Here is a 20,849-nt window from a genome sequence, read left to right on the forward strand (position 1 = left end):
ATATGAATCCCACCGCTTTTTGGTTACCGTCACCAACTTAAATTTGACTGTTTTTACAACTGTATTTGGAACTACATGAACACGTTGCACACACCTGAACAAGAGAAACTGCCTAAAATCAGTGAGATAAGGCTGGAAAACGTGAGCTTACAAATACAGGGAAAAACGGTGTTGGATAACCTGTCGTTTGACGTTCGGGTAAGGCGTCTCGGGGTAATTGGACGCAACGGTTCAGGCAAGTCTACTTTGTCCCGAGTTTTATCTGGATTGATTGAAGCGAATTCCGGCGAGGTAAGGGTCGCTCAAATCGATCCTTTTAAAGATCGCGAGGGAGCACTGACTGAAATTGGGATTTTGTTCCAGAACCCAGATCATCAAATCATTTTCCCGACAGTCATTGAAGAGATTTCTTTTGGTCTCCGCCAGTTAGGTCAGTCCAAAAATGAAGCGGATGACAATGCACGCTCTGTGCTGGCTAAATTTGGTAAAACTCATTGGGCGGATGTTAACACCTCTGCCCTTTCTCAGGGTCAGAAACACCTGGTGTGCCTTATGGCTGTGGTCGCGATGCAGCCAAACCTAATTATCTTGGATGAGCCTTTTGCCGGTTTAGATATTCCGACTAAAAAGCAGCTACAAAGATACTTAGATTCGTTTTCCGGTAGCTTGATACATATTAGCCACGACCCGGCAGATATTGAGCACTACGACCAAGTGCTCTGGATTGAATCCGGTAAGTTATCAGAACTGGATGCACCAGAAGTTGTGCTGCCAAAATACCTGGCTGAAATGGAAAGATTGGGGGAAAGTGATGATATCTCTAACCTCTCCCATTGAGACCAGAGCGCATAACTGGTCGGCAGGATACAAACTCTCAGCTCTGGCTGTAACGACTATTGCTCTGTTTTTTGTTGAGCATCTTCTTTTACACCTCGCTTTCCTTATCAGTGTTTTTATTTTGTATGTACTCCCTGGGAAAGCATTCTTCATTCAGGGAATGAAACACCTAAAAATCTTGTGGCCAGTGGTGTTGATCATGGCTATTTGGCATGGCTTCACGCAAGAGTATCAATTAGGGGCAATGGTTATAATTCGAATGATATCCGCCGTTGCCCTTGCCAACCTTGTTACTATGACCACTCGCCTCGCCGATATGATGGATGTCGCCCATTTTGTGGCACGCCCTCTAAGGCGATTTGGACTGAGTAGCAGAGCGCTGGAACTTTCAATCGCTTTGGTCATTAGAATGACACCCGTTTTAATGTCTAAAGGACAAACACTTTCTCTCGCATGGCGAGCACGAACAACAAAGCGTGCTGGCTGGCGAATTATTATCCCTTTTACTGTTATTGCACTGGACGATGCTGACCACGTAGCCGAGGCGCTGAAAGCGCGCGGCGGTACACACATTTTGGAGAAAAAATAAATGGAAAAGAACATTGCATACATTGCCTTGTTTGCAGCACTGATTGTCGGACTTGGCATCATCCCTCCTTTTACTTTAGGTTTCGGCGTGCCAATCACGGCGCAGAGCCTTGGCATTATGCTTTGTGGTGCGATTTTAGGCGCTAAGCGAGGCACTCTGGCGGTACTGTTGTTGCTTCTGCTGGTTGCTATCGGGCTCCCTGTGTTGTCTGGCGGACGCGGCGGAATTGCGCTATTTGTTGGTGCAACAGGCGGGTTCCTGATTGGTTGGCCAGTCGCCGCCTTTGTTACCGGTCTTATTGTTGAAAAATGGCGCAGCGCAAACCTGACTTTGGTTGCGACAGTAGCAGCCATCGTCGGTGGTATTATCGTGATGTATATTTTTGGAATCGTTGGAATGTCTATCGTACTAAACAAGACATTACTTGATGCGAGTGCTCTGGTTACTGCTTTCATTCCTGGTGATATCGCGAAAGCAGTCGTGACAGGTTTAATTACCTCAGCGATTGCGAAAGCCCGACCAGCAAGCTTGCTGTCCCGTGCTGCCTAGTTAATCTGAATTCGAGATAATTTACTTTTTGCCGCGGAGTCAAAACGACAGTGACAACTCTAATTTATAGCGACAACGTTTCTAACAACCATATCCTTTATTATGCGTTGAGAAGATTGCGCGGCAAAAGTGACGTCTTTTTTGTTAATGCCAATGAAATACTGGCTGGAGCTCTCGACCAAAACGTTGATCTATTCGTGATGCCAGGTGGAGCCAGCCGCTACAAATCTGACAAACTCAATGGTGAAGGCTGCCAACGCATTTCTGAATATGTCGCAAATGGAGGCAAATATTTAGGGATTTGCGGCGGTGCCTATCTGGCTTGTGAACGCACAGAATGGGCAAAAGGCACACCATTTGAAATCATTACCCCCAATCAACTGGCTTTTTTCGGCGGAACTGCCAGAGGTCCTATCGAACAATTTGCGCAGGCGGACAATTACAATGTTACCGAAGCTCGAATTGTTCAGCTCGAAACCGAGAATGAGGCATTTCAGTCTATGTATCTTGGGGGCTGCTTTTTTGAAGCGAACCATGAAGCTAAAGGCAATTATGAAGTCGTCGCTCGTTTTTCAGACCTGCCAGATAAACCTGCAGCGATAGTTAGGGGCGAGTTTGGCGACGGGGAATACGTTTTGTGTTCTACGCATCCAGAATACGATGCTGAAGCCACACAACTGATGCAGTTTGATGTTATTGGTAACGACTACCAAGATTTTAATACCCTAAAAAACACTGATACCTTAACGCTGGAACTCCTCGATATCTTACTTTCTGGTGGATAATCATTAGCAATGCAATATGTTCACATTGATTTTCGAAAGACATGATCGAGATATGGAATAGTTATCGAGTTCATTAGTGAATATTTGGCTCACGAAAAACTACGCAACATTTGAAATGTTTATTCCAAATAAAGTAACCTCGAAACAATTGAGGGATGATCCTCTTTATTTATGGGACAAGCATGAAACCAGCAACGACACTTTCTGAGCTTCAAGAAGACATTCGAAAAGAATACGGCAACCTGAGTAAGCGGCTTCAGCAGGTGGGTCAGTACCTGTTAGATAACCCTGAAAATGTGGCATTTGATACGGTTGCGGTTATTGCCAGTAATGCTGATGTTCCCCCTTCTACCCTAATTCGTTTCGCTAATGCGTTGGGTTTTAGTGGCTTCAACGACATGAAACAGCTGTATCGTCAGAACATGGTTGAAGAAACGAGCAACTATTCTGAACGAGTTAAGCTGTTTAAAGCCATGTCTCCTGATGACTCACAAGCCAGCACGCCGATTTCTCAGCTCCACAATTTCGCCAACGCCAACGCACACGCGCTTGAGCAACTGGCAAATAAGATTGAAGAGAGCGACCTGAATGATGCTATCACTCTGCTTAAAAACGCTGAATGTCTGTATGTGATTGGTCTTCGCCGATCTTTTAGTATTGCATCTTACATGGTGTATGCGTTGCGCCATTTGGGTAAGCGAGTGGTACTGATCGACGGTTTGGGCGGAATGTATGATGAACAGCTTTCTATGGTAACGGGTAAAGATGCCGTTGTTTCCATTAGCTTCTCCCCTTATGCGGAAGAAACTCATAACTGGGTGAAAGCAGCAAGAGAGAAAGGAGCAAAGCAGGTAACCCTGACCGACAGCCAGGTTAGCCCCATTGCGGAGCTGTCTGACGTGAATTTTGTGGTCAACGAAGCCAACGTTGGCGGGTTTAGAGGGCAGTCTGCTTCGCTTTGTCTGGCTCAGACCCTCGCCGTTTCACTGGCCAGTGAGTGACAATTTAGAGTTGATACTAAGCTTCACTTCAAAGCTAAAATAGGGTCATTGTGTCATCCGTAATCTGATTCATTCATATATCCTGCGACAAAAAAGAAAATAACACTCACGATCAGTGGGAAGCCGTACCACCAATAGGTAAACCCAGACCATCCTTTTAAGTATCCAAAGATCACGATCAATGCGCTTACAAGGCATGTTAAAGGCGTTATGTACATTGCCAATGTGAGCACTTTGGGGTGTCCTGCACCAGTACCAAAAATAAAAAACATAATAGAGAATGGAGCCAACCCAAACTGAAATATGGATCCTAAAATCACCCATAAAAGAGACACTTAAACTCCTACTTACTGCGGTCAATAGATTGCGTAAGAGGATAATCTTCATAGAAGAAAATCTCATTGAATCAGCAGAACAATGCGACGCAGAACTATTTATTTCTCATGCTAATAAAACAAAAAATGCTGACAAATATGTCAGCATTTCAAGTCTTTAGAATGTGCATTAACTAATTTTAACTGGCAGACCCGCTCTTAGAGATTCCGTTGCGGCTTCAGCGATAACCAGCGCCATTTCACCATCGTACCCACCGCATAATGGAGCGGATTTTCTTTCGAGTACGTCAACAAAGTGTTGCCATTCAACCTGATAGGCTTTTTCGTACCTTTCAAGGAAAAAGAGCTGTGGTTTGGCTGCCTGAAAACCCGATTCATCCCACTGCTGAACCTGATTTTCCCGAACATTTTCTGCCGTCAAAACACCTTCGCTGCCATGGAGTTCAACACGTTGGTCGTAGCTGTAGCCTGAACGTCGGCTATTAATGATGGTTGCCGTAGTGCCAGACGGAAAAGTTAATACGGTAACGGCGGTGTCGATGTCGCCCGCTTTACCTATATTTTCGTCGACCAGACAATGACCGTGTGCCATAACGGAAACCGGATCTTCCCCCAGAATAAAGCGCGCCATGTCGAAATCATGAATGGTCATATCGCGGAACATTCCTCCGGATACTTTCACGTATTCCACAGGCGGTGGCGCTGGGTCACGCGAGGTGATCACCAGGGTTTCTGCTTTGCCTATCGACCCCATGGCATATCGCTGCTGTATCGCGGAAAAATTGGGATCGTAACGTCGGTTGAATCCAACAAGAAACGGAACCTGATGTTCAGCGACGGTTGCCAGACACTCTCTTACACGCTCCAAACTCAGGTCAATCGGCTTTTCACAGAATATAGCTTTGTTAGCTTTTGCAGCCAGCTCAATCAAGTTGGCGTGGGTATCGGTAGCAGAGCCGATGCACACACCATGAATCCCCGGGTTGTTCATGGCTTCTTCAATCGACATGACTTCGCCGCCGTATTTTTCTGCTAACATTTTCGCCCCTTCCAGATAGGGGTCGACCACAGCAGCGAGTTGCGTTTTTGGATTAGCAGCTATATTTGCGGCGTGAACCTGACCGATACGACCAGCGCCAAATAAAGCGATATTAAACATATTCTTATTCCCTTTAGAATCGCTAACGATAAGATTCGGTATTTACCCACTGGTGATCTTCTTCCCAGCTAAACAACCACTTCCGTACTGGTCCAGCCATCACATTTAAGTAATAGCTGTTATAACCAGCAACCGTTGCCACTGGGTGATATCCTCTGGGTACCTGAACTACATCACCGTCATACACGGCCATGGATTCATCTAATGTTCTGTCATCGGTATATACCCTTTGAAAACAGAAACCTTGGGGCGGATCCAGCCGATGGTAGTAGGTCTCTTCCAGTTGGGTTTCATTGGGTGGATCATTCTGATCGTGCTTGTGGCTTGGATAAGAGCTGGTACACCCCTCATCGGTATACACTTCTACCACCAGCAAACTGTCGGCGGGCTCATCGTCCGGCAGAATATTATGTACCTGTCTCTGGTTTCTGCCTTTTCCGCGATGCTCTGCCCCTATCTCTTGTGGTGTGATCAATCGAGATGGATAACTCCCTTTTCCCGGCGCCCGGCATACCGCCAGCTCAACTTCCGTTGTCGCGGTTAAAGAGCACTTATCATTCAGCGTTAGGTAGACAGCGTAAGGTTTTGTCTTCTCAAAAGGCGACATCCTTTGCCCAATCTCACCCTGCAAGCCTCCATTCAGGTCTAGCGATGCTTTTCCTGAAACCAGAACAATACATAGCTCTTGCCCGTTGTCTGCAATCCATTCTAGAACTTCGCCTTCTTTTAGCTGGACCACATCAAACCCAATATAAGTCCAGCCTGCGGATTCAGGCGTAATGTGCTGAGTCCGTTTCGCTTGGTCTCTAGGTTGCATTTTTGACAGCAAATCCGACATTTTCTGCCCCACACGATTTTTAGATGATTAACCATTGGAAATGAATATTTCACATAAAATTATAATGAAACAGTTAATTCAAAAAGCAAAATTAAAAAGTGTGATGACTGGCTAGAAAAGCATCAACTCACAGTCAGGTGCTCCTGACAAAATCTAAGGTAAGTTAAAAGGCGTCACGATATTAATTCGACTGGTGGTGTACGAAAAAGTCGGCATAAGACCATAAGGTGACAGCAGGTTTGAAAATGCCACTCTGGCGTCATCATCGAGATTGTGATCGATAACCGCGTGCAGCTGTCTGGATCGCAGTAAATGCCGATTGTCATCGTCCAGATCGTGACCGATAAAAGCTTGGATAGGTCGGTTCATTTCCTGAAAAGCATCGAGAATGGCTCGGTTTCCTCCACCAATGCTGTATACCGCGCTAATGTTCTCTTTCTTGCCGAGTACATCTTTCACCTGCTTTTTAGTACTGAGATTTAATCCATGCCCTTCACTAACTGTGGTGACTTCTATGTGAGGATGATGGCTAAGAAATTGCGAAAAGCCTTCCGCGCGTGCTTCTTCGCCATGAAATAAGTGACTGCTCTGAACGAGAAGAATGCCGTTTGGATCGGAACCCAACCATTGAGTCATCAGAAACGCGGCGGTTTCTCCAGCCGAAATATTATCAATCCCTATGTAATTCAATCTTTTGGAACCAGGTAAATCCGTCACCAATGTGACAGTAGGAATACCATTGTGGTGAAGCCTATTCACTGCCTGATTGATCTCGGGGTGATCAGGGGCTTTTAGCAATACCCCATGGCTACCACGATCTTCCGCTTCGTGGATCACCTCTGACAGGGATTCAATATCGATATCCTGATAAAGAAAATACCGCAGCCGAATTCGAAAGGGAGCCATTTGCACAGAGATGCGGTTCAGGCTTTCACGGACAAGATGACTGAACCGGGCAGGCGTGTACATGATGACGTCGATATAAAAAGTCCGACCTTGCAGGGCGTCTAGCTTATATTGCTCGCGAAGCTCAGAGATGGCTTGCTCCACGCGTTGCCGCGTCTGATCATGCACACCATTTCTTCCATGTAATACTCTGTCCACCGTCGCGGTACTGAACCCAGCCTGAGCCGCTATCTGCTTCACTGTGAATTTGCTCATCAGGGAGTTCTCCGCTTCTTGATGGACTTTTGATGGACATTTGCCTCACTCAAAAGACTACAAATGATTAACATTTTTGTCACCAATTAAGGAGATTTCTATGGACAGACCAATCCCAACGTTTGCTGGCAAATCGCATTTGGACATCGACTCGTTTATTGACAGTTGCAAGCCTAGAGACAATCAAAATTACCCCAACGCCATACAGTGCTACAAAGGCATTATGATTTATGATGCGAAAACAATAACACCTGAGAAATGGCACTTACTTAGAAGCGAATTTGCCGATATTTTTTTGAACGGCAGCGGCATTGTTGTGATTAAGAATTTTTTCACCAAGACAGACATCATTGACCGAATGAACCGCATTTTCGACGACATTCTCGACTCAGAGCTTGGGTTTGGTGAAGGGGATCATTTCGCCCAAGCGGGCGCTATGTCAAATGGTCGAATTTGGAATGCGTTTCAGAAAAGTGCAGTTCTCGATCCTCAAAACTTCATCGACTACTACAAAAACCCGCTACTCAAATTGGTCTCCGAAGCCTGGCTGGGATCGAATTATCAGGTAACGGCTCAGGTCAACATAGTGCGACCGGGTGGTCGCGCGCAGCAATCGCACCGAGACTATCATCTGGGTTTTCAGCATGCCGACACACTCAAGGACTATCCCGTTCACGCGCAGAAGATGTCTGCCATGCTGACTTTGCAAGGTGCAGTCGCACATTCAAACATGCCACTGGAATCAGGACCAACAAAGCTGTTGCCCTACTCCCAGCATTATCCGCTCGGATACGTTTCCTGCCGCGAAGAAAAGTTCCAGCAATACTTTGAAGAAAACTACGTTCAGTTGCCCTTGCAAAAAGGGGATGCGATATTTTTTAACCCGGCCATCATTCATGCCGCTGGGCAAAACGACACTGATGATGTGCACAGAAGCGCGAATCTACTTCAGATCTCTTCAGCCTTTGGAAAGCCGATGGAAACCGTCGATCTGGCAAAAATCTCAACCACACTCTTCGAATACTTAGCACAGCATTGGTCAGATAACTCTCTGACCAAAGAGGAAAAGGACGCAATACTCACGGCATCTGCAGATGGATATTCATTTCCGACAAACCTTGATACCGACTCGCCAATTGGAGAACTTGCCCCGCAAACCATGAAACAACTTCTTCAAGAAGCGTTAGATCAAGGTTGGACAAAGGCAAGGTATCAAGAAGCGCTGAATAATCAGATAAAAAGGCGTCAGGCAGAAGCGACTCCGTAACATATCAAAACCCCAGAAATATTGGCGTTGGCTTCATAGTGAATAAAACGTATGATTTGCAAACACAATTTTTATTCACCACTTTTATGAACGCTCAACACCACAACCCACTGCAGGGAGCGTCCTGGATGCTCACTGCGGGCTTGGCTTTCGCTATTGTAAATAGCCTGGCTCAGGTCGCCAGTATCAATTTTGGCGTACCTTCGACTACTGTCGCTCTAATTCAGTACGGCATCGCATTGATTGTGATACTGCCTTACCTGCGAACACTAGGTATTCGCCAGTCACTCAGAACTGAGCATTTTGGCTGGCATGCCACCCGTGTTTTTCTGTCTGTTATCGGTATTCAACTCTGGCTTTGGGCGTTAGCCTACCCTGTTCCAATTTGGCAGGGCATTGCGCTGCTGATGACATCACCATTGTTTGCCACTGTCGGTTCAGGTCTGTTCCTGAAAGAAAAAGTTGGCGTTGCCCGCTGGTTTGCCACTTTGGCTGGCTTTGCAGGTGCGATGATCATTCTAGAACCGTGGGCAGATGATTTCAGTTGGGCGACCTTACTGCCTGTGGGTGCGGCCTTCTTTTGGGCATGTTATTCACTTATGGTCAAAAAATTATCAGTAAACGATCCACCGTCTACCATGGTGGTTTATCTGCTGGTTCTGATTACCCCTTTCAACATTCTGTTAGCACTGCCTGATTTCACCATGCCTGAAAGCTTCAATATCTGGGGCGTGTTGTTTGCTGCGGGTCTGTTTACAGCACTTGCACAATGGGCCATCGTAAAGGCCTATGCGGTGGCTGATGCCTCATTTGTACAGCCTTTCGATCACGCCAAACTGCCGTTAAACGTTCTGGCTGGTTGGATGGTATTTGGTTGGGTACCTCCGGGTAGATTGTGGCTGGGTGCCGCAATCATCATTGCTTCCGTCGCTTTCATCACCCATTGGGAAAGCAAAAAATCCAAATAACCTGACTTTGGGTTAATTCCCCTCAGGACAAAAGAAATGCTAGCAAAAGCATCAATTGTGATGCTTTTGTGAGTATTCTGTGAGCCATTCTCTTCATACACCTGCGTATAGTCGTACTGACCTGTTCCACTCGCGAATTGCAATCAATAACGACCTGCGAGGTTTTCGTATGAAAAACACAACTAAAACACTCATTTCTTTCGCTTTGTTAAGCCTGTCTCCTTCGCTGCTGGCAAGCTCTTATTACTATCATGAACGCGTGTATGAAGTAACGGTGACCAACCTGACCAAAGGTATCGCCTTTACGCCTGTTCTTGGTGCTACCCATTTACCCAGAAACCAGCTGTTTCGCTTGGGGGAACCTGTCACAGACAACGTAGAACGTGTCGCCGAAGGGGGTGATATTGGACCTCTGAGAGCGGAGCTTGATGCATCAAGCCAATACTCCGCAACGGCCACATCCGAGGGCTTACTGACTAACGGGCAAAGTGTCACCTTTGAAATCACGTCTCAGCGCCCGCATAGCCGTATCAGTTTGATTTCTATGCTGTTACCGACCAACGACACCATGGTTTCACTACGTGGAAAACGCCTGCCAAGATACATTGGCAAGTCAGTAACCTACCAAATGCACGCCTATGACGCTGGCACAGAAGCCAATGATGAATTGTGCGCCAATATCCCAGGTCCACTTTGTGGCGGTCAGCCTTTCTCGGCTGATGCTGCAACGGATGAAGGTTACGTTTACCCTAGCCCGGGAATACATGGTGAAGGCGATCTTGCTCAGTCGGCTTACGACTGGCAGGGAGCTGTCGCCAAAGTAAGAATTAAACGTATTCAATAAGTTGAAGCTTGGCGGGGTATTTACCCTGCCGTATTCTGATTCATGATTGTTCGCTCTGAGTGGGGAATTGGAGGAACCGTCAATCAACCCATAACAGAGGAACAACCCAATGAAAAAAACCATCGCAATGGGCGTGATTTCATGCCTGCTCTCTTATTCAGCTTTTGCCGCTGACAATGGTCTTATCACAGTAAAAAGTCATCACAGTGTCGAGCAAACTGCTGAGAAATTAATCAATGTGCTTGAAAGCAAAGGCATGACTGTTTTCACTCAGATCAAACACGACGAAGGAGCGAAAAAAGTCGGAATGGAATTGCGCCCTACCCGACTTGTTATTTTTGGAAACCCCAAGGTAGGCACGCCACTAATGAAGTGCAGTCAGACCACTGCTATCGATCTACCACAAAAAATGCTGATTTGGCAGGATGCCTCTGGTGAAAACTGGCTTTCTTATAACAACCCGGATTATCTCAATGAACGACACGGTTTAGAGGACTGCGCCAAAGTCATCGGAAAAGTGAAACAAGCACTGGGTAACTTTGCCAAGGCAGCCACACAGTGAAGCCACTAATCGACAGATAGCAACATAAGTCCGGAAACGTAGAATTTTATTGGCAGGCGTTTCCGGAATTACGCAACGAATATGGAGCCATTTCCCTTCCCTATTCTCTTCAAACTTCTTAATTTGAGAGCTAAATCCTTCAAAAACTCTCTAATATGACTTTCAAAAAGAAAATTAGCCAATGCTAATATTTTATATTTCTTATTTTTCAATGGGTTAAAAACGGCATATTGTTTGCTTAGTGACTTCAGATCTCACTGGATAGAGTCATTATAATGAAACCAATATTCCGATACTTTCTGTACTCATTTGTTCCATTTTCCCTACTCGCATGTGGTGGTGGCAGTAGTGATAGTCCTTCATCCTCCCCTTCTTCTGATTCAGGGTCTTCATACACGTTTAAAGACATTACGATCCCTAGTGGATTCACCTGGAAAAGCAGCGAAAGCAAAGAAATTACCTTTCGCGTTGTCAGTAACTTTTCTACGCAAAACGGTGTGGGCGTGAATGTAAACGGACGCCATATTCTCAAAATGTACAGCGTTTCGTCATCAGGTGTAGACAGCCAGCCCTTCTACACGGGTCGTACAGACCAGACTGGAAAACTGACCAGAGAACTCCAGCTTTCGTCTAACTGGGAACAGATAAAAATCGTGGCTTCTGTCGATGGCACTACCTGCACCCAACAAGCTTCTATCAGCACAATGACGTCCGAAATGCTAATTGGGTGCGACGTTACAATTGGTTCCGACTAAGGAGAGCAAGATGAACTTACTATCAAAGATGATAAAGCTGCCACTTGCTCTGTATTTCATACTTAGCTTTCACGCATTAGCAGCTCCAACAGAAGAGCAGTCTGTCGACAATGGAGATGGTTCTACTACATTTACTCAGAAAATTGATGCCTCTAGTACATCGCCACACTATGTCGCGCCAAACGGTTACGGTTTTAATCTTTACAGTGGTAAAAATAGCGACTTTTCCTGGCAACACAGTATTACGCTTCCAGCAGGCGCTCAGGTCACTTCAGCGACTCTGATGATCCGCGCATACGACGTCGACTCAGAGCCATTTCATGGGGCAAATGGCGAATATGACGGAGTATCTGTCGACGGCGCTCAGCTCAACCCCGGCTTTCTTCAGGGCACTAATGGCACATGGTCAAATACAGAGTTTGATTTACCTCTTTCATCCCTAGATGACGGGGTCGTGGACGTAGACTTAGATATTGACATGGCAAACCTGTCCTGGCTTACCACAGTAAGCTACAGCCAGATGACCGTTACCTACATCATCATTCCCAACGACCCTCCATACACACCGACACTTAGCCGGAGTTCAGGTATTGCCGAAGGAGACGATTTGGTCGTTACGATTACCGGACCGTCTCCCACAGATCCAGATGGCGATTCGGTTACCTACAGCTACCGATGGTTTGTGGATGTCGGGCAAGGCTTCTATGTGGATGATGAGTTCGCCAGCAAATCTAATACAACGGGCGCAACCGTACCATCCAGTCAAACAGCTATTGGAGAACGATGGAAAGTTCAGGTTTTCGCCACCGATTCCAATGGTTTGATAAGTGAGATCGCAGAGATCAGCTGGCCAGAAATAGGAGATGCAGATGGAGACGGAGTGGGTGACGCTTCAGATTACGCCCCAAATGATCCTAACATCGCCTTTTATAGCCGAACGCCCACCAGCGGTTGGTACACTCTGGCGTTTGAAGATCGTTGGCCAGCCGAAGGTGATTATGACTTAAATGACTTTGTGACGCGCTATGCTTATGAAATCTACACGAATGCGGATAACGAAATGACACGCTTTGATTTCATCGGTCAGGCGGTGGCAAGAGGCGCAACCAGAGCAAACGGATTTGGCATTTCACTCAATGGTGTGGAACCCGGTCACGCAACGTCTATCACCAAAACTTACGAAGGGTCGGATTCTCTTGTCAGCGCGGAAAGCGGGCATTCAGGTGAATTGGTTTTTGTGGTCTTCAGTAATCTAAGCGATACGCTACCAGCGAATGGCACGTATTCCTTCTATAACACCAATGCAGGTGACGACAGAGACGCTAAAGATTACCGCGTTTCGGTAGTACTAAACACGCCATTGGTAAGCTTTACCAGTCAGACTCTTAACCCATTCATTTACAACACCTACAACCGGAACAAAGAAGTCCATCTGGTCAATTACCCAAATACCGACTTGGCGGACACCAGTTTGTTTGGTACCGATTCTGATGATTCGGATATTGGCGCATCTCGGTATTACCAGACTTCGACAGGGCTTCCATGGGCGTTAGATGTTCAGTCGCAGTGGTCTCACCCACATGAAACGGTTGACGTTACCGAAGCATATCCAGACATCCGCTCTTGGGCGGAATCCGGCGGCGTAGACAAAATGGATTGGTATGACAATAAGTCTTCAGGCAAGTGCTGGAAGTGTCAGTAGCAAACTAACCTTGCTTTAGCCTGCTACACGTCCCCCTACTGAAACTCCCTGAGCCGTAGGGGGCTTTTGACTTGTGTTCTCGCTTATTTCAGGCAATCGCTGCCAGAAGTCATCAGGCGCTTTAGCTCTCGATAATTGGTGAACTTTATGCCGTTTTCTTTGATGGCATCATTAAGCGAACCATCGGTCCAGACTCGAAATTCATCAAAGCGGAACTCCGCATCTCTGAACTGTTGTTTTGCACTCTCCGTTCGGTAAGCCGGGTGAATGGCGACATGGTGCAATGCAGGTTTAGCGCCTTTGAACATGTTCTGATATTGCGAACGACTTAAGTTTTCATCCATCAATCTGTCTGTTGGGTTGTAATACATCCAGAAAACGTCGGCAGTGAAAAAGTTTTTCCATTGGAGCGTAGACGTTCGGCTACGTTGCTCTCTTTGAGTCATCCAGTGATGCTGAACCACAATTGGCATTTTGTAATGTTTAGCAATGTTTAAGGTGACGTCCCAGAAATCTTCTCGATACGCCCAGTACAGCATATGAAAATCCAGATGCGTAACTTCAAGTCCTATCTCTAACGCTTTGTCTATCTGCGCTTCAAGCTCTTTACGCACCTCTTTAATGTCTGCATGCTCGGCAAGCTCCTCTCCAGTTGGCCACATATAACCTTTTTCGTTATACAGGGAAGGGACTTCTTCCCTGCTTAGCAGAGGTGTCCAGCTATTGGCTTCCTGCCATTCGTTAGTGAGGGTGAGATGCAGCCCGACGGGCACTTTGTTGTTGATCGCATAGCGCGCAGAAAAGTTAAAATTTGGCGTGGGCACCATAAGTGAGAAGGTCTGGATGATCTCTTTTTCATACATCTCGAACACCGCATTATCCATATCGGGATGCATACCTATATCATCGGCATTAATAACAAAGACGGTGTCATCTTTACCAAAACCAATACATTGGCTGACTTTACTTGAGTCTGTACAGCCAACAACAAAGATCAGAGCCAATACACACATCCATACCCTAGCCATTTATGCACCTGTTCGTTTTAACAACAGGGTGTAATATGACATATATGGAATAAGCAGAACTTGACTTATGTTTTGATTTTGCTGGTTTTTCAGTTGGCTCGAACAGAAAGTCCGAGCCGCAAAACATTACCAGTTGGAGTACTTAGAGAATTATTGCGAGGAAGTTTGATTCACGAAGATCAGCTCGTCGGTGTTGAAACCACGTTCTTTAGACATAGCAACGAACTTGTCCTTGATGGACTGGTCTACCTCTGGAGTACGGGAAAGTAGCCATAGATAGGAATTGTCCGGTCCGGAAACAAACGCATAGTCGTAGTTATTTTGTTCCAGTTCAAACACTACGTAAGAACCATAGAAAGGACCAAAGAAAGACACTTTCAGATAACCTTGATTATCGCCTTCAACAAAATACGCTTTACCTTCGGCTTGATCCCACTCCTGTTCCTCAATGGAGTAACCACGGTTGATGACTCGTATGCCACCATCATCTCGCCAGGAATATTCAGCCGTTACCTGCTCTAAACCTCGCTCAAACGAGTGGTCCAGCCGGGCTATTTCGTACCATTTCCCAAGATACCTTTCACCATCAAACCCTTGTACTGGCTTAACCTGATCTGGCATACCCAGACAACCTGACAACACAATTGAAGCAAGCAGCGCAGTTAACATTCGCATATCGGATCCTCAATAATTCTTTTGATTTTGCACGCTTTTACGTATGCAAGTACCCGTTGGTTCTGTCGGTTCTAAATTATTTCAGGAAGATCACTTCCCTCTTCGGACAGAGAACTCTATATCAAATTCCAGGTTAGCCTTTGCAGGAAGAATAACAACCTGAGTGCATATTGCTATGAAGCGCCTGAGATTTCTATTTCGGTTTTAACAGAGTTTGCGATAAAGCAATTTTTATGGGCTAGCTTGTGCAGTTTTTGAACTTGTTCTGGTGAAGGGATCTTGTCACCCGAAAACTGAACGTCTGGACAAAGGCAAACTTTGCTTACCCAGAATTTTCCATATTCGTTTTTGCTGAGAACACCTTGTGCTGTGTCCCGATATTGCTCGACGACGTACTTTCGCTTCGCAGCTATTGCCAGAAACGCCATCATATGACAGCTCGAAAGCGTTGCTATGTAGGCTTCTTCAGGATCTACCGCGGATTCATCAGAAAGAGGAGGAGGCAGGACCTCGGGTGATGGAGAAGCAGGAATACAGACTCCCCCATCAAATTCCCAAGTGTGTACCCGACTGAACTGGCTGTCGGTAAAAGGTTGTTCAGGCAGCTTTTGCCAGCGAACTGTTGCGCGATGGGTCGTCATCCGTTTACATCACATTGGAAATTGGTGACGAGTATTCTAATCGTTTTCGTAAATAATGCATTCACCGTAGCTGCGGTTTGCGCATTCATTTCGCTTTTCGTTTTGAACCTTGTCTTCGATGTTCATAATTTCCCACTCGTTATCATCAGGAGATCGACCCCGGTCAACGAAAGTAATAAGAGGCTCATCGGAATCATCGCTTTCCCATATGGAGCCTTCATATTCAAAGTCGTTATTTACTTTGGATTCGTCTTCACAGTTCACACTGGTCGATGCATGAGAATTACGCTCACAGGAATCGTAAAGAATAGAATTGGCTTGGGCGGTTGAAATAATAGAGATGGTGGCAGCAAGCAAAGATGTGCCTAAAAGAATTCGGTTCATTAATGTTTTGTTTATTGGTACAACTCAGGTCATTCATTTTATAAATAACCATTATTTTATCAATGTTTTTTGAGCTTCTTGTCAGCTTGGTTCCAAACTTAACCTTAAGACAAAAGAAATGCTGGGATTTAAGGAACTATTGAGCGAGGTGATTTTAAAAGCGCGATGGTGTTTCGCGCTATCAATATGGCAATAAAGTTAACTTTGAGGCTGGTAATCTAGTACCACAATGTCTTCTAGAATCGGATGGAACTTGGCTTTTAGATCCTCATGCTCAGGATGTTCCAGATAGTTTTGACGACCCGCTTCATCAGCGAAGGTCATAAAAATACAATGCGTATATTGTTTGTTCTTTCCTTCCGGGCTGTCATTTTCTCCCCATTCAACTGCAGACACTCCGTCCACTTTTTGAGGTATTTCCACAAACAGCCCCAGCAAAGTCTGAATGTCGGATTCCTGTGCTGACGCTTTAAACTGAACCAGTAATAAATGCCTTATCATTTCCCTCTCCTTTATTTTATAAAATAAATATCATCATACGGGACGAATTAGAAACATGGTGTTTTCGCTAAGCTTTCTGCGATGTGTATTCCAGCCAGCCATTTTGCTATCTGGCAAGGTATCCCTTTGACTATCATTACTTTTAGGTGTCTATTTCTTAGCCTGAGACACAGAACAACGTCTGCTTATGCCTTTTGCACTAGAGTAAAATATAACCATAAAGGAGAGTAAACATGGAAAAAGTTGCGTTGGTCACAGGTGGTGCCAGTGGTATTGGGTTCGCCATTGCGAAATCACTGCGAGATAACGGAATACAGGTCGCAATAGCCGATCTCAATCAAGAGGATGGTGAAGCCGCTGCACAGCAGCTAAACGCTGAATTTTTTCAGTGCGACTTATCGGTTCAGGAAAACAATCTTTCACTTGTCAAAGCGGTCGCCAATCACTTTGGACATATCGATATTCTGGTAAACAACGCTGGCTTTCAATACATATCACCCATCGAGTCCTTTCCAGAAAACACGTTCAATACCATGCTTTCGGTTATGCTCACTTCCCCTTTTCTTCTCACCAAATACTGCTGGCCGTATATGAAGAAAAACAATTGGGGCAGAATCATCAACATTGCATCCATTCACGGGAAAATTGCCTCTCCTTATAAATCCGCTTATGTCACGGCAAAGCATGGGCTAATGGGTTTGACGAAGTCTTCTGCTTTAGAGGGGGGCGAGTTCGGCATTACCGCCAATACGATCTGCCCTGCTTACGTTAAAACACCTCTGGTTGAAAAACAGATTGCTGATCAGGCGAGCAATCACAACATCGATCGTGATCAAGTGATTAAGGAAATCATGCTAAAAAAAGCGGCAATCAAGAAGATGATCGAACCTGAGGAAATTGGTGCCATGGTGAACTATCTGATCAGCGATGCCGGACGTTCTATTACTGGCACAAGCTTATCGATAGATTTAGGCTGGACAGCGCAGTAAATCAGAGCGATTTTCCTAAACAGATAGAGATTTCTCTGCCAACGTATTTCCCATAGGGTGGGATTTCCACGTATCCGTTTTTCAGATAAAAATTGACCGCCTGAGTATTGACGCGCCGAGTAGAAAGTATGGCGCGTTGATACCCTTTACTTCGGGCAAAATCTTCCAGTGCAATCAGCAGCGCGCTTCCGCTGCCCGGCTTAGCAGAGAACATCCGCTTTACTTCGCAAATGCCTTGCTGATGGAAACGAAAACTTCCACAGGCGACAGGCTCATCTTGGTCATACCCGATCAATGCCCCATCCCGCTGCGGAGAAAATTCCTCAGCCCGAAACGAGCTCTCCCCGCTATCCTGAGTTATCTGAGTAAGAGACTGATTGAGCTGTCTGATAAGCGCCTGAAAATCTGAAGAGTCAGGTGAAGATGCTCTGAATTGGAGTGAACTCATAGGCTTTCTTTTTGAGCAGAAGCGCGAGCCTCAGCAAGAGCAACGCGATAGTGATATGCCAGACGCGCCCAATAAAGTGTGGCGAGGGGACCAGCAATCATAATAGTGTTGGTCATTACCCTTGCAAAATAATCCGCACCAGTAGACTGAAAGTACAGAATGAGAGCCGTTGCACTCACGAAGATTATGGCAGGAGCCAACAAAAAGGTGGAAATTGCCAACCACTTACTGCCATTGCATCGGAGCAATCCCAGCTTCTCAACTAAAACAATGACGGCAATATAATAGAAACCAACAATGACGTTGGCGTACGCTGCATCCATGACTTTTCAATCCTTTGACTCACATGGTTTAATCCAATATACCCAAGTAACCTCAAGATGCTTGGGTATAGAAACCATAACAAAAGCGGCGCACTACATCCAATTTCGCACGCCGCCTCCTAACACTGTTCACACTATTTTATAAAAACACCAAGTTGTAGAGAATACCCGCACTTACTGCCATGGTCAGAATGACCGCGACAAATGACACTATCATGGTGTTTTTGAACATGGATTTAAGCAGGATAACCTCTGTCAGGCTGGCACCAGCACTCCCGATAATGAGTGCCATGACTGCACCTAACCCCATGCCTTTTGCTGCCAGCGCTGCGCTGAGGGGAATAACCGCCTCAGCGCGAATGTAGAGCGGGATGCCAATTACAGCCGCGACAGGTATCGCCAACGGATTATTTTCACTCGCAACAGAAGCGATGAACTCAGTCGGCATAAACCCGTATATCACTGACCCCAATGCAATTCCCCCAATGAGGTAAGGCAACACCTTTTTAAAGTCACTCCAGGTACTGTTCCAGACTTTTAGCCACTTGTTCTCGGGTTTTGATTCCGCACAACAAGACGATGCCGAACAGCCAGAGGATGCAGGAGCCTCATACACTTCTGGTTTAATGTATTTCTCAAACCCAAGCTTCTCAAGAAGATACCCTGCAACAATCGATACGCTCATTGCCACAGTGAAATAGAGCATCGTCACTTTTAGCCCAAAAGTAACTGCAAACAGCCCGATGATAATCGGGTTAAGCAGCGGGCTTGCGAATAAAAAGACCATCATGGTCCCAAACCCTGCCTTTGCTCTTAGCAGTCCTTTTAAGAATGGAATGGTTGAACAAGAGCAAAATGGTGTAATTGCCCCTAAAAATGCAGCGATGATGTTACCACTGCCATTTTTGCTGCTCAAAATTCGCTGAATTTTTGAAGGTGGGATGTACATTTGCACTACCCCAACCAGATAGCTAATCAGCAAAAACAGCAACGTCAGTTCGACTGCTAAGAAGGCAAACATACTCAGTGTTTCTTGTAAGGCGAGAGAATCAATAGTCATCATTTTACTCACATCTATATTTCTAGAATATTCGAAATATAAGATCATCCATTGTATCGATCAAGATATTTCTAGTATTATCGAAATAAATTTTTTACGGGGTCTGAAATGGACATTGATATTGTTGCAAAATCACTAAAAGAGCTTGGGCACCCAACGCGGCTGACGATTTACAAATCTGTGGTCAAAGCAGGGTTTAAAGGTATTGCTGTGGGTGGCTTACAAGAAAAACTGAACATTCCCGGATCAACGCTCTCACACCATATCTCTGGATTGGTTTCAGCCGGTCTGCTAACGCAGCGAAGAGAAGGACGTACACTGTTTTGCGTTGCTGAATACGAAAAACTGCAGTATGTGATCAGTTTCCTTTTAGATGAATGTTGCGCCGACGACGAAGAATCATAAAGCCCTCCACATATGCAACTCTCCCCGCCAATAGGAGATACATATTCTCTTCTGCGAGAATATTGCGCATTCCTCAACCATGAGACTTTAATCTAATCTATCCTTTTAAACTTAAGACCACACAAAAATCATGGTGATAACATGCATCATTTCGTTTTGTTTTCCTTGTTTACATTACTAGTAAACTTGTTCGTGGTTCTTTCTGTTCACGCCAGTAGTACTGAACCGCCTATTCGGGTTTGCGGCAAACCCTGGGCGCCCTACTTTTATCTGGACCCTAATCCCTCGGTTGGTGAACGCCCCAAAGTTCAAGGGATAAATATCGAGCTTTTTAAAGCCATCAGCCAAGACACTGATCTGGATTTCTTACCTGAAGTGATCCCCTGGAAACGTTGCCTGCACAATACAGAAAAGTTCAGTTCACTCAAAAAACATGAAGTTGCCACTGACGCCACCTATAACGCCAGTCGGGGTGAGAAATATCACTTCGTCGGTCCGATTTATTCGGCACCTATTGCTATCTTCTACTCGCGAAGAGCATTCCCAAACGGCGTGATCAACCCTGAAACCAAGAAAGCAGTGACCAAAGTGAGAGAACTAAAACACTTTGAGATTTGTGGAATGGCAGGCTGGAATTATGAGATTTACACCAGTAAGTACGGTATTCCTCAGGACAACATTATCACCACCGTTCATGGCGGGCTGACGAGCGTGATGAAGATGCTGCAACAAGAGCGATGCCAGATTTTGGAAACTCAGGTATCCATAGTGGCAGGCAGTATCTCAACAGGAAAACTGTCTCTTCCCAAAGACATCAGATGCCAGCGCCTGATTGAAAAGCCTGTCGACTTCTATCTGATGATCTCCCGCCAGTCTCCTCGTGCTGAAGAACTGGTTACGAAAATCAATGCGTCTTTAGTGAAGTTAAAGACTAATGGCGAACATCAGACGATTTTTGATACTTATATGAAATCCGTGATCGGCGATGATCCAAATTCTCTACTCGACTGCCTGTGATCTAACCTCTTTCGTTAGATAGCCTG

General features: G+C 45.6%; 26 protein-coding genes. 14 read left to right on the forward strand and 12 right to left on the reverse strand.

Features of this window, described 5'->3' with window-relative positions; translation table 11 throughout:
- The first annotated feature begins 75 nt into the window (after window positions 1-75).
- The 5 genes from INR79_RS11540 (at window position 76) to INR79_RS11560 (ending at window position 3,761) form a co-directional block, all read left to right on the forward strand.
- On the forward strand, window positions 76-837 hold the full coding sequence (locus INR79_RS11540) for an energy-coupling factor ABC transporter ATP-binding protein (protein ID WP_223094295.1): 762 nt from the start codon (window positions 76-78) through the stop codon (window positions 835-837).
- On the forward strand, window positions 812-1,426 hold the full coding sequence (locus tag INR79_RS11545; RefSeq protein WP_223094297.1) for an energy-coupling factor transporter transmembrane component T family protein: 615 nt from the start codon (window positions 812-814) through the stop codon (window positions 1,424-1,426). The genes INR79_RS11540 and INR79_RS11545 overlap by 26 nt, the downstream gene beginning before the upstream one ends.
- Window positions 1,427-1,975, forward strand: a complete 549-nt coding sequence (locus tag INR79_RS11550) for a biotin transporter BioY (RefSeq protein ID WP_223094299.1) — start codon at window positions 1,427-1,429, stop codon at window positions 1,973-1,975.
- 50 nt (window positions 1,976-2,025) lie between these two features.
- Window positions 2,026-2,760 carry a BPL-N domain-containing protein gene (locus INR79_RS11555; protein WP_262415335.1) on the forward strand — a complete coding sequence of 245 codons (735 nt, stop codon included), beginning with the start codon at window positions 2,026-2,028 and terminating at the stop codon, window positions 2,758-2,760.
- 182 nt (window positions 2,761-2,942) lie between these two features.
- Entirely contained in the window at window positions 2,943-3,761 is an 819-nt protein-coding gene (locus INR79_RS11560) for a MurR/RpiR family transcriptional regulator (RefSeq protein ID WP_223094301.1), read from the forward strand.
- 53 nt (window positions 3,762-3,814) lie between these two features.
- Here the strand turns inward: INR79_RS11560 and INR79_RS11565 are convergent, their stop codons facing one another.
- The 4 genes from INR79_RS11565 to INR79_RS11580 form a co-directional block, all read right to left on the reverse strand.
- Window positions 3,815-4,096: a hypothetical protein gene (locus tag INR79_RS11565; RefSeq protein WP_223094303.1), complete on the reverse strand. Its 282-nt coding sequence runs from the start codon at window positions 4,094-4,096 to the stop codon at window positions 3,815-3,817.
- A gap of 169 nt (window positions 4,097-4,265) precedes the next feature.
- On the reverse strand, window positions 4,266-5,255 hold the full coding sequence (iolG, locus tag INR79_RS11570; protein ID WP_223094305.1) for an inositol 2-dehydrogenase: 990 nt from the start codon (window positions 5,253-5,255) through the stop codon (window positions 4,266-4,268).
- 22 nt (window positions 5,256-5,277) lie between these two features.
- Window positions 5,278-6,093, reverse strand: coding sequence for a 5-deoxy-glucuronate isomerase (gene iolB, locus INR79_RS11575; protein WP_223094307.1), 816 nt, complete (start codon window positions 6,091-6,093; stop codon window positions 5,278-5,280).
- A gap of 153 nt (window positions 6,094-6,246) precedes the next feature.
- Complete coding sequence (locus INR79_RS11580; protein WP_022599066.1) at window positions 6,247-7,254, reverse strand: LacI family DNA-binding transcriptional regulator; 1,008 nt, start codon at window positions 7,252-7,254, stop codon at window positions 6,247-6,249.
- Window positions 7,255-7,354: 100 nt separating this feature from the next.
- Here INR79_RS11580 and INR79_RS11585 point away from each other — a divergent pair, with 100 nt between their 5' ends.
- From INR79_RS11585 to INR79_RS11610, 6 genes are all read left to right on the forward strand, one after another.
- The gene (locus INR79_RS11585; protein WP_223094309.1) at window positions 7,355-8,521 is read left to right on the forward strand and encodes a phytanoyl-CoA dioxygenase family protein; all 1,167 of its coding nucleotides are present in this window, start codon (window positions 7,355-7,357) and stop codon (window positions 8,519-8,521) included.
- A gap of 86 nt (window positions 8,522-8,607) precedes the next feature.
- Complete coding sequence (locus INR79_RS11590; RefSeq protein ID WP_223094311.1) at window positions 8,608-9,489, forward strand: DMT family transporter; 882 nt, start codon at window positions 8,608-8,610, stop codon at window positions 9,487-9,489.
- A gap of 169 nt (window positions 9,490-9,658) precedes the next feature.
- Window positions 9,659-10,333 (forward strand): spondin domain-containing protein, encoded by a 675-nt coding sequence (locus INR79_RS11595; RefSeq protein ID WP_223094313.1) that lies wholly within the window; start codon window positions 9,659-9,661, stop codon window positions 10,331-10,333.
- A 109-nt stretch (window positions 10,334-10,442) separates the two neighbouring features.
- A complete protein-coding gene (locus INR79_RS11600; RefSeq protein WP_223094315.1) occupies window positions 10,443-10,895 on the forward strand; it encodes a DUF302 domain-containing protein in 453 nt (150 codons plus the stop codon).
- A gap of 275 nt (window positions 10,896-11,170) precedes the next feature.
- Window positions 11,171-11,650 (forward strand): hypothetical protein, encoded by a 480-nt coding sequence (locus tag INR79_RS11605; RefSeq protein WP_004402299.1) that lies wholly within the window; start codon window positions 11,171-11,173, stop codon window positions 11,648-11,650.
- A gap of 10 nt (window positions 11,651-11,660) precedes the next feature.
- Window positions 11,661-13,352, forward strand: a complete 1,692-nt coding sequence (locus INR79_RS11610) for an LruC domain-containing protein (RefSeq protein ID WP_223094317.1) — start codon at window positions 11,661-11,663, stop codon at window positions 13,350-13,352.
- Window positions 13,353-13,435: 83 nt separating this feature from the next.
- Here INR79_RS11610 and INR79_RS11615 read toward each other — a convergent pair whose 3' ends face one another.
- The 5 genes from INR79_RS11615 to INR79_RS11635 all read right to left on the reverse strand — a co-directional run bounded on the left by INR79_RS11615 (window position 13,436) and on the right by INR79_RS11635 (window position 16,581).
- Window positions 13,436-14,380 carry a polysaccharide deacetylase family protein gene (locus INR79_RS11615; RefSeq protein ID WP_223094319.1) on the reverse strand — a complete coding sequence of 315 codons (945 nt, stop codon included), beginning with the start codon at window positions 14,378-14,380 and terminating at the stop codon, window positions 13,436-13,438.
- A 150-nt stretch (window positions 14,381-14,530) separates the two neighbouring features.
- Window positions 14,531-15,055 carry a lipocalin family protein gene (locus INR79_RS11620; protein ID WP_223094321.1) on the reverse strand — a complete coding sequence of 175 codons (525 nt, stop codon included), beginning with the start codon at window positions 15,053-15,055 and terminating at the stop codon, window positions 14,531-14,533.
- Between the two features lie 173 nt (window positions 15,056-15,228).
- Complete coding sequence (locus tag INR79_RS11625) at window positions 15,229-15,696, reverse strand: OsmC family protein (RefSeq protein WP_223094323.1); 468 nt, start codon at window positions 15,694-15,696, stop codon at window positions 15,229-15,231.
- A gap of 36 nt (window positions 15,697-15,732) precedes the next feature.
- The gene (locus INR79_RS11630) at window positions 15,733-16,080 is read right to left on the reverse strand and encodes a hypothetical protein (protein WP_022611074.1); all 348 of its coding nucleotides are present in this window, start codon (window positions 16,078-16,080) and stop codon (window positions 15,733-15,735) included.
- 198 nt (window positions 16,081-16,278) lie between these two features.
- Entirely contained in the window at window positions 16,279-16,581 is a 303-nt protein-coding gene (locus tag INR79_RS11635) for a Dabb family protein (protein ID WP_004402305.1), read from the reverse strand.
- Window positions 16,582-16,814: 233 nt separating this feature from the next.
- Between INR79_RS11635 and INR79_RS11640 the strand changes: the two genes are divergently transcribed.
- Window positions 16,815-17,570 (forward strand): 3-hydroxybutyrate dehydrogenase, encoded by a 756-nt coding sequence (locus INR79_RS11640; RefSeq protein ID WP_223094325.1) that lies wholly within the window; start codon window positions 16,815-16,817, stop codon window positions 17,568-17,570.
- Between the two features lies 1 nt (window position 17,571).
- Here INR79_RS11640 and INR79_RS11645 read toward each other — a convergent pair whose 3' ends face one another.
- The 3 genes from INR79_RS11645 to INR79_RS11655 all read right to left on the reverse strand — a co-directional run bounded on the left by INR79_RS11645 (window position 17,572) and on the right by INR79_RS11655 (window position 19,404).
- A complete protein-coding gene (locus INR79_RS11645; RefSeq protein ID WP_223094327.1) occupies window positions 17,572-18,018 on the reverse strand; it encodes a GNAT family N-acetyltransferase in 447 nt (148 codons plus the stop codon).
- Entirely contained in the window at window positions 18,015-18,341 is a 327-nt protein-coding gene (locus tag INR79_RS11650) for a hypothetical protein (protein WP_022551072.1), read from the reverse strand. Before INR79_RS11650 ends, INR79_RS11645 begins: the two co-directional genes overlap by 4 nt.
- Window positions 18,342-18,480: 139 nt before the next feature.
- The gene (locus INR79_RS11655; RefSeq protein WP_410482880.1) at window positions 18,481-19,404 is read right to left on the reverse strand and encodes a permease; all 924 of its coding nucleotides are present in this window, start codon (window positions 19,402-19,404) and stop codon (window positions 18,481-18,483) included.
- A 105-nt stretch (window positions 19,405-19,509) separates the two neighbouring features.
- Here INR79_RS11655 and INR79_RS11660 point away from each other — a divergent pair, with 105 nt between their 5' ends.
- Both INR79_RS11660 and INR79_RS11665 read left to right on the forward strand, forming a co-directional pair.
- Window positions 19,510-19,806 carry an ArsR/SmtB family transcription factor gene (locus INR79_RS11660; protein WP_223094329.1) on the forward strand — a complete coding sequence of 99 codons (297 nt, stop codon included), beginning with the start codon at window positions 19,510-19,512 and terminating at the stop codon, window positions 19,804-19,806.
- Window positions 19,807-19,947: 141 nt separating this feature from the next.
- The gene (locus tag INR79_RS11665) at window positions 19,948-20,823 is read left to right on the forward strand and encodes a substrate-binding periplasmic protein (RefSeq protein ID WP_223094331.1); all 876 of its coding nucleotides are present in this window, start codon (window positions 19,948-19,950) and stop codon (window positions 20,821-20,823) included.
- Window positions 20,824-20,849 lie beyond the last annotated feature (26 nt).

This window comes from Vibrio sp. SCSIO 43132, assembly GCF_019904195.1.
In the GTDB taxonomy this organism is placed as follows: domain Bacteria; phylum Pseudomonadota; class Gammaproteobacteria; order Enterobacterales; family Vibrionaceae; genus Vibrio; species Vibrio nigripulchritudo.

Coding starts and splice junctions, on each gene's coding strand:
- INR79_RS11630 (WP_022611074.1), bottom strand. CDS start 16,080: ATGAACCGAATTCTTTTAGGCACATCTTTGCTTGCTGCCACCATCTCT.
- INR79_RS11540 (WP_223094295.1), top strand. CDS start 76: ATGAACACGTTGCACACACCTGAACAAGAGAAACTGCCTAAAATCAGT.
- INR79_RS11640 (WP_223094325.1), top strand. CDS start 16,815: ATGGAAAAAGTTGCGTTGGTCACAGGTGGTGCCAGTGGTATTGGGTTC.
- INR79_RS11560 (WP_223094301.1), top strand. CDS start 2,943: ATGAAACCAGCAACGACACTTTCTGAGCTTCAAGAAGACATTCGAAAA.
- INR79_RS11635 (WP_004402305.1), bottom strand. CDS start 16,581: ATGATAAGGCATTTATTACTGGTTCAGTTTAAAGCGTCAGCACAGGAA.
- INR79_RS11580 (WP_022599066.1), bottom strand. CDS start 7,254: ATGAGCAAATTCACAGTGAAGCAGATAGCGGCTCAGGCTGGGTTCAGT.
- INR79_RS11665 (WP_223094331.1), top strand. CDS start 19,948: ATGCATCATTTCGTTTTGTTTTCCTTGTTTACATTACTAGTAAACTTG.
- INR79_RS11585 (WP_223094309.1), top strand. CDS start 7,355: ATGGACAGACCAATCCCAACGTTTGCTGGCAAATCGCATTTGGACATC.
- INR79_RS11660 (WP_223094329.1), top strand. CDS start 19,510: ATGGACATTGATATTGTTGCAAAATCACTAAAAGAGCTTGGGCACCCA.
- INR79_RS11645 (WP_223094327.1), bottom strand. CDS start 18,018: ATGAGTTCACTCCAATTCAGAGCATCTTCACCTGACTCTTCAGATTTT.
- INR79_RS11625 (WP_223094323.1), bottom strand. CDS start 15,696: ATGACGACCCATCGCGCAACAGTTCGCTGGCAAAAGCTGCCTGAACAA.
- INR79_RS11620 (WP_223094321.1), bottom strand. CDS start 15,055: ATGCGAATGTTAACTGCGCTGCTTGCTTCAATTGTGTTGTCAGGTTGT.
- INR79_RS11615 (WP_223094319.1), bottom strand. CDS start 14,380: ATGGCTAGGGTATGGATGTGTGTATTGGCTCTGATCTTTGTTGTTGGC.
- INR79_RS11610 (WP_223094317.1), top strand. CDS start 11,661: ATGAACTTACTATCAAAGATGATAAAGCTGCCACTTGCTCTGTATTTC.
- INR79_RS11650 (WP_022551072.1), bottom strand. CDS start 18,341: ATGGATGCAGCGTACGCCAACGTCATTGTTGGTTTCTATTATATTGCC.
- INR79_RS11590 (WP_223094311.1), top strand. CDS start 8,608: ATGAACGCTCAACACCACAACCCACTGCAGGGAGCGTCCTGGATGCTC.
- INR79_RS11595 (WP_223094313.1), top strand. CDS start 9,659: ATGAAAAACACAACTAAAACACTCATTTCTTTCGCTTTGTTAAGCCTG.
- INR79_RS11550 (WP_223094299.1), top strand. CDS start 1,427: ATGGAAAAGAACATTGCATACATTGCCTTGTTTGCAGCACTGATTGTC.
- INR79_RS11545 (WP_223094297.1), top strand. CDS start 812: ATGATATCTCTAACCTCTCCCATTGAGACCAGAGCGCATAACTGGTCG.
- INR79_RS11655 (WP_410482880.1), bottom strand. CDS start 19,404: ATGATGACTATTGATTCTCTCGCCTTACAAGAAACACTGAGTATGTTT.
- INR79_RS11605 (WP_004402299.1), top strand. CDS start 11,171: ATGAAACCAATATTCCGATACTTTCTGTACTCATTTGTTCCATTTTCC.
- iolG (WP_223094305.1), bottom strand. CDS start 5,255: ATGTTTAATATCGCTTTATTTGGCGCTGGTCGTATCGGTCAGGTTCAC.
- iolB (WP_223094307.1), bottom strand. CDS start 6,093: ATGTCGGATTTGCTGTCAAAAATGCAACCTAGAGACCAAGCGAAACGG.
- INR79_RS11600 (WP_223094315.1), top strand. CDS start 10,443: ATGAAAAAAACCATCGCAATGGGCGTGATTTCATGCCTGCTCTCTTAT.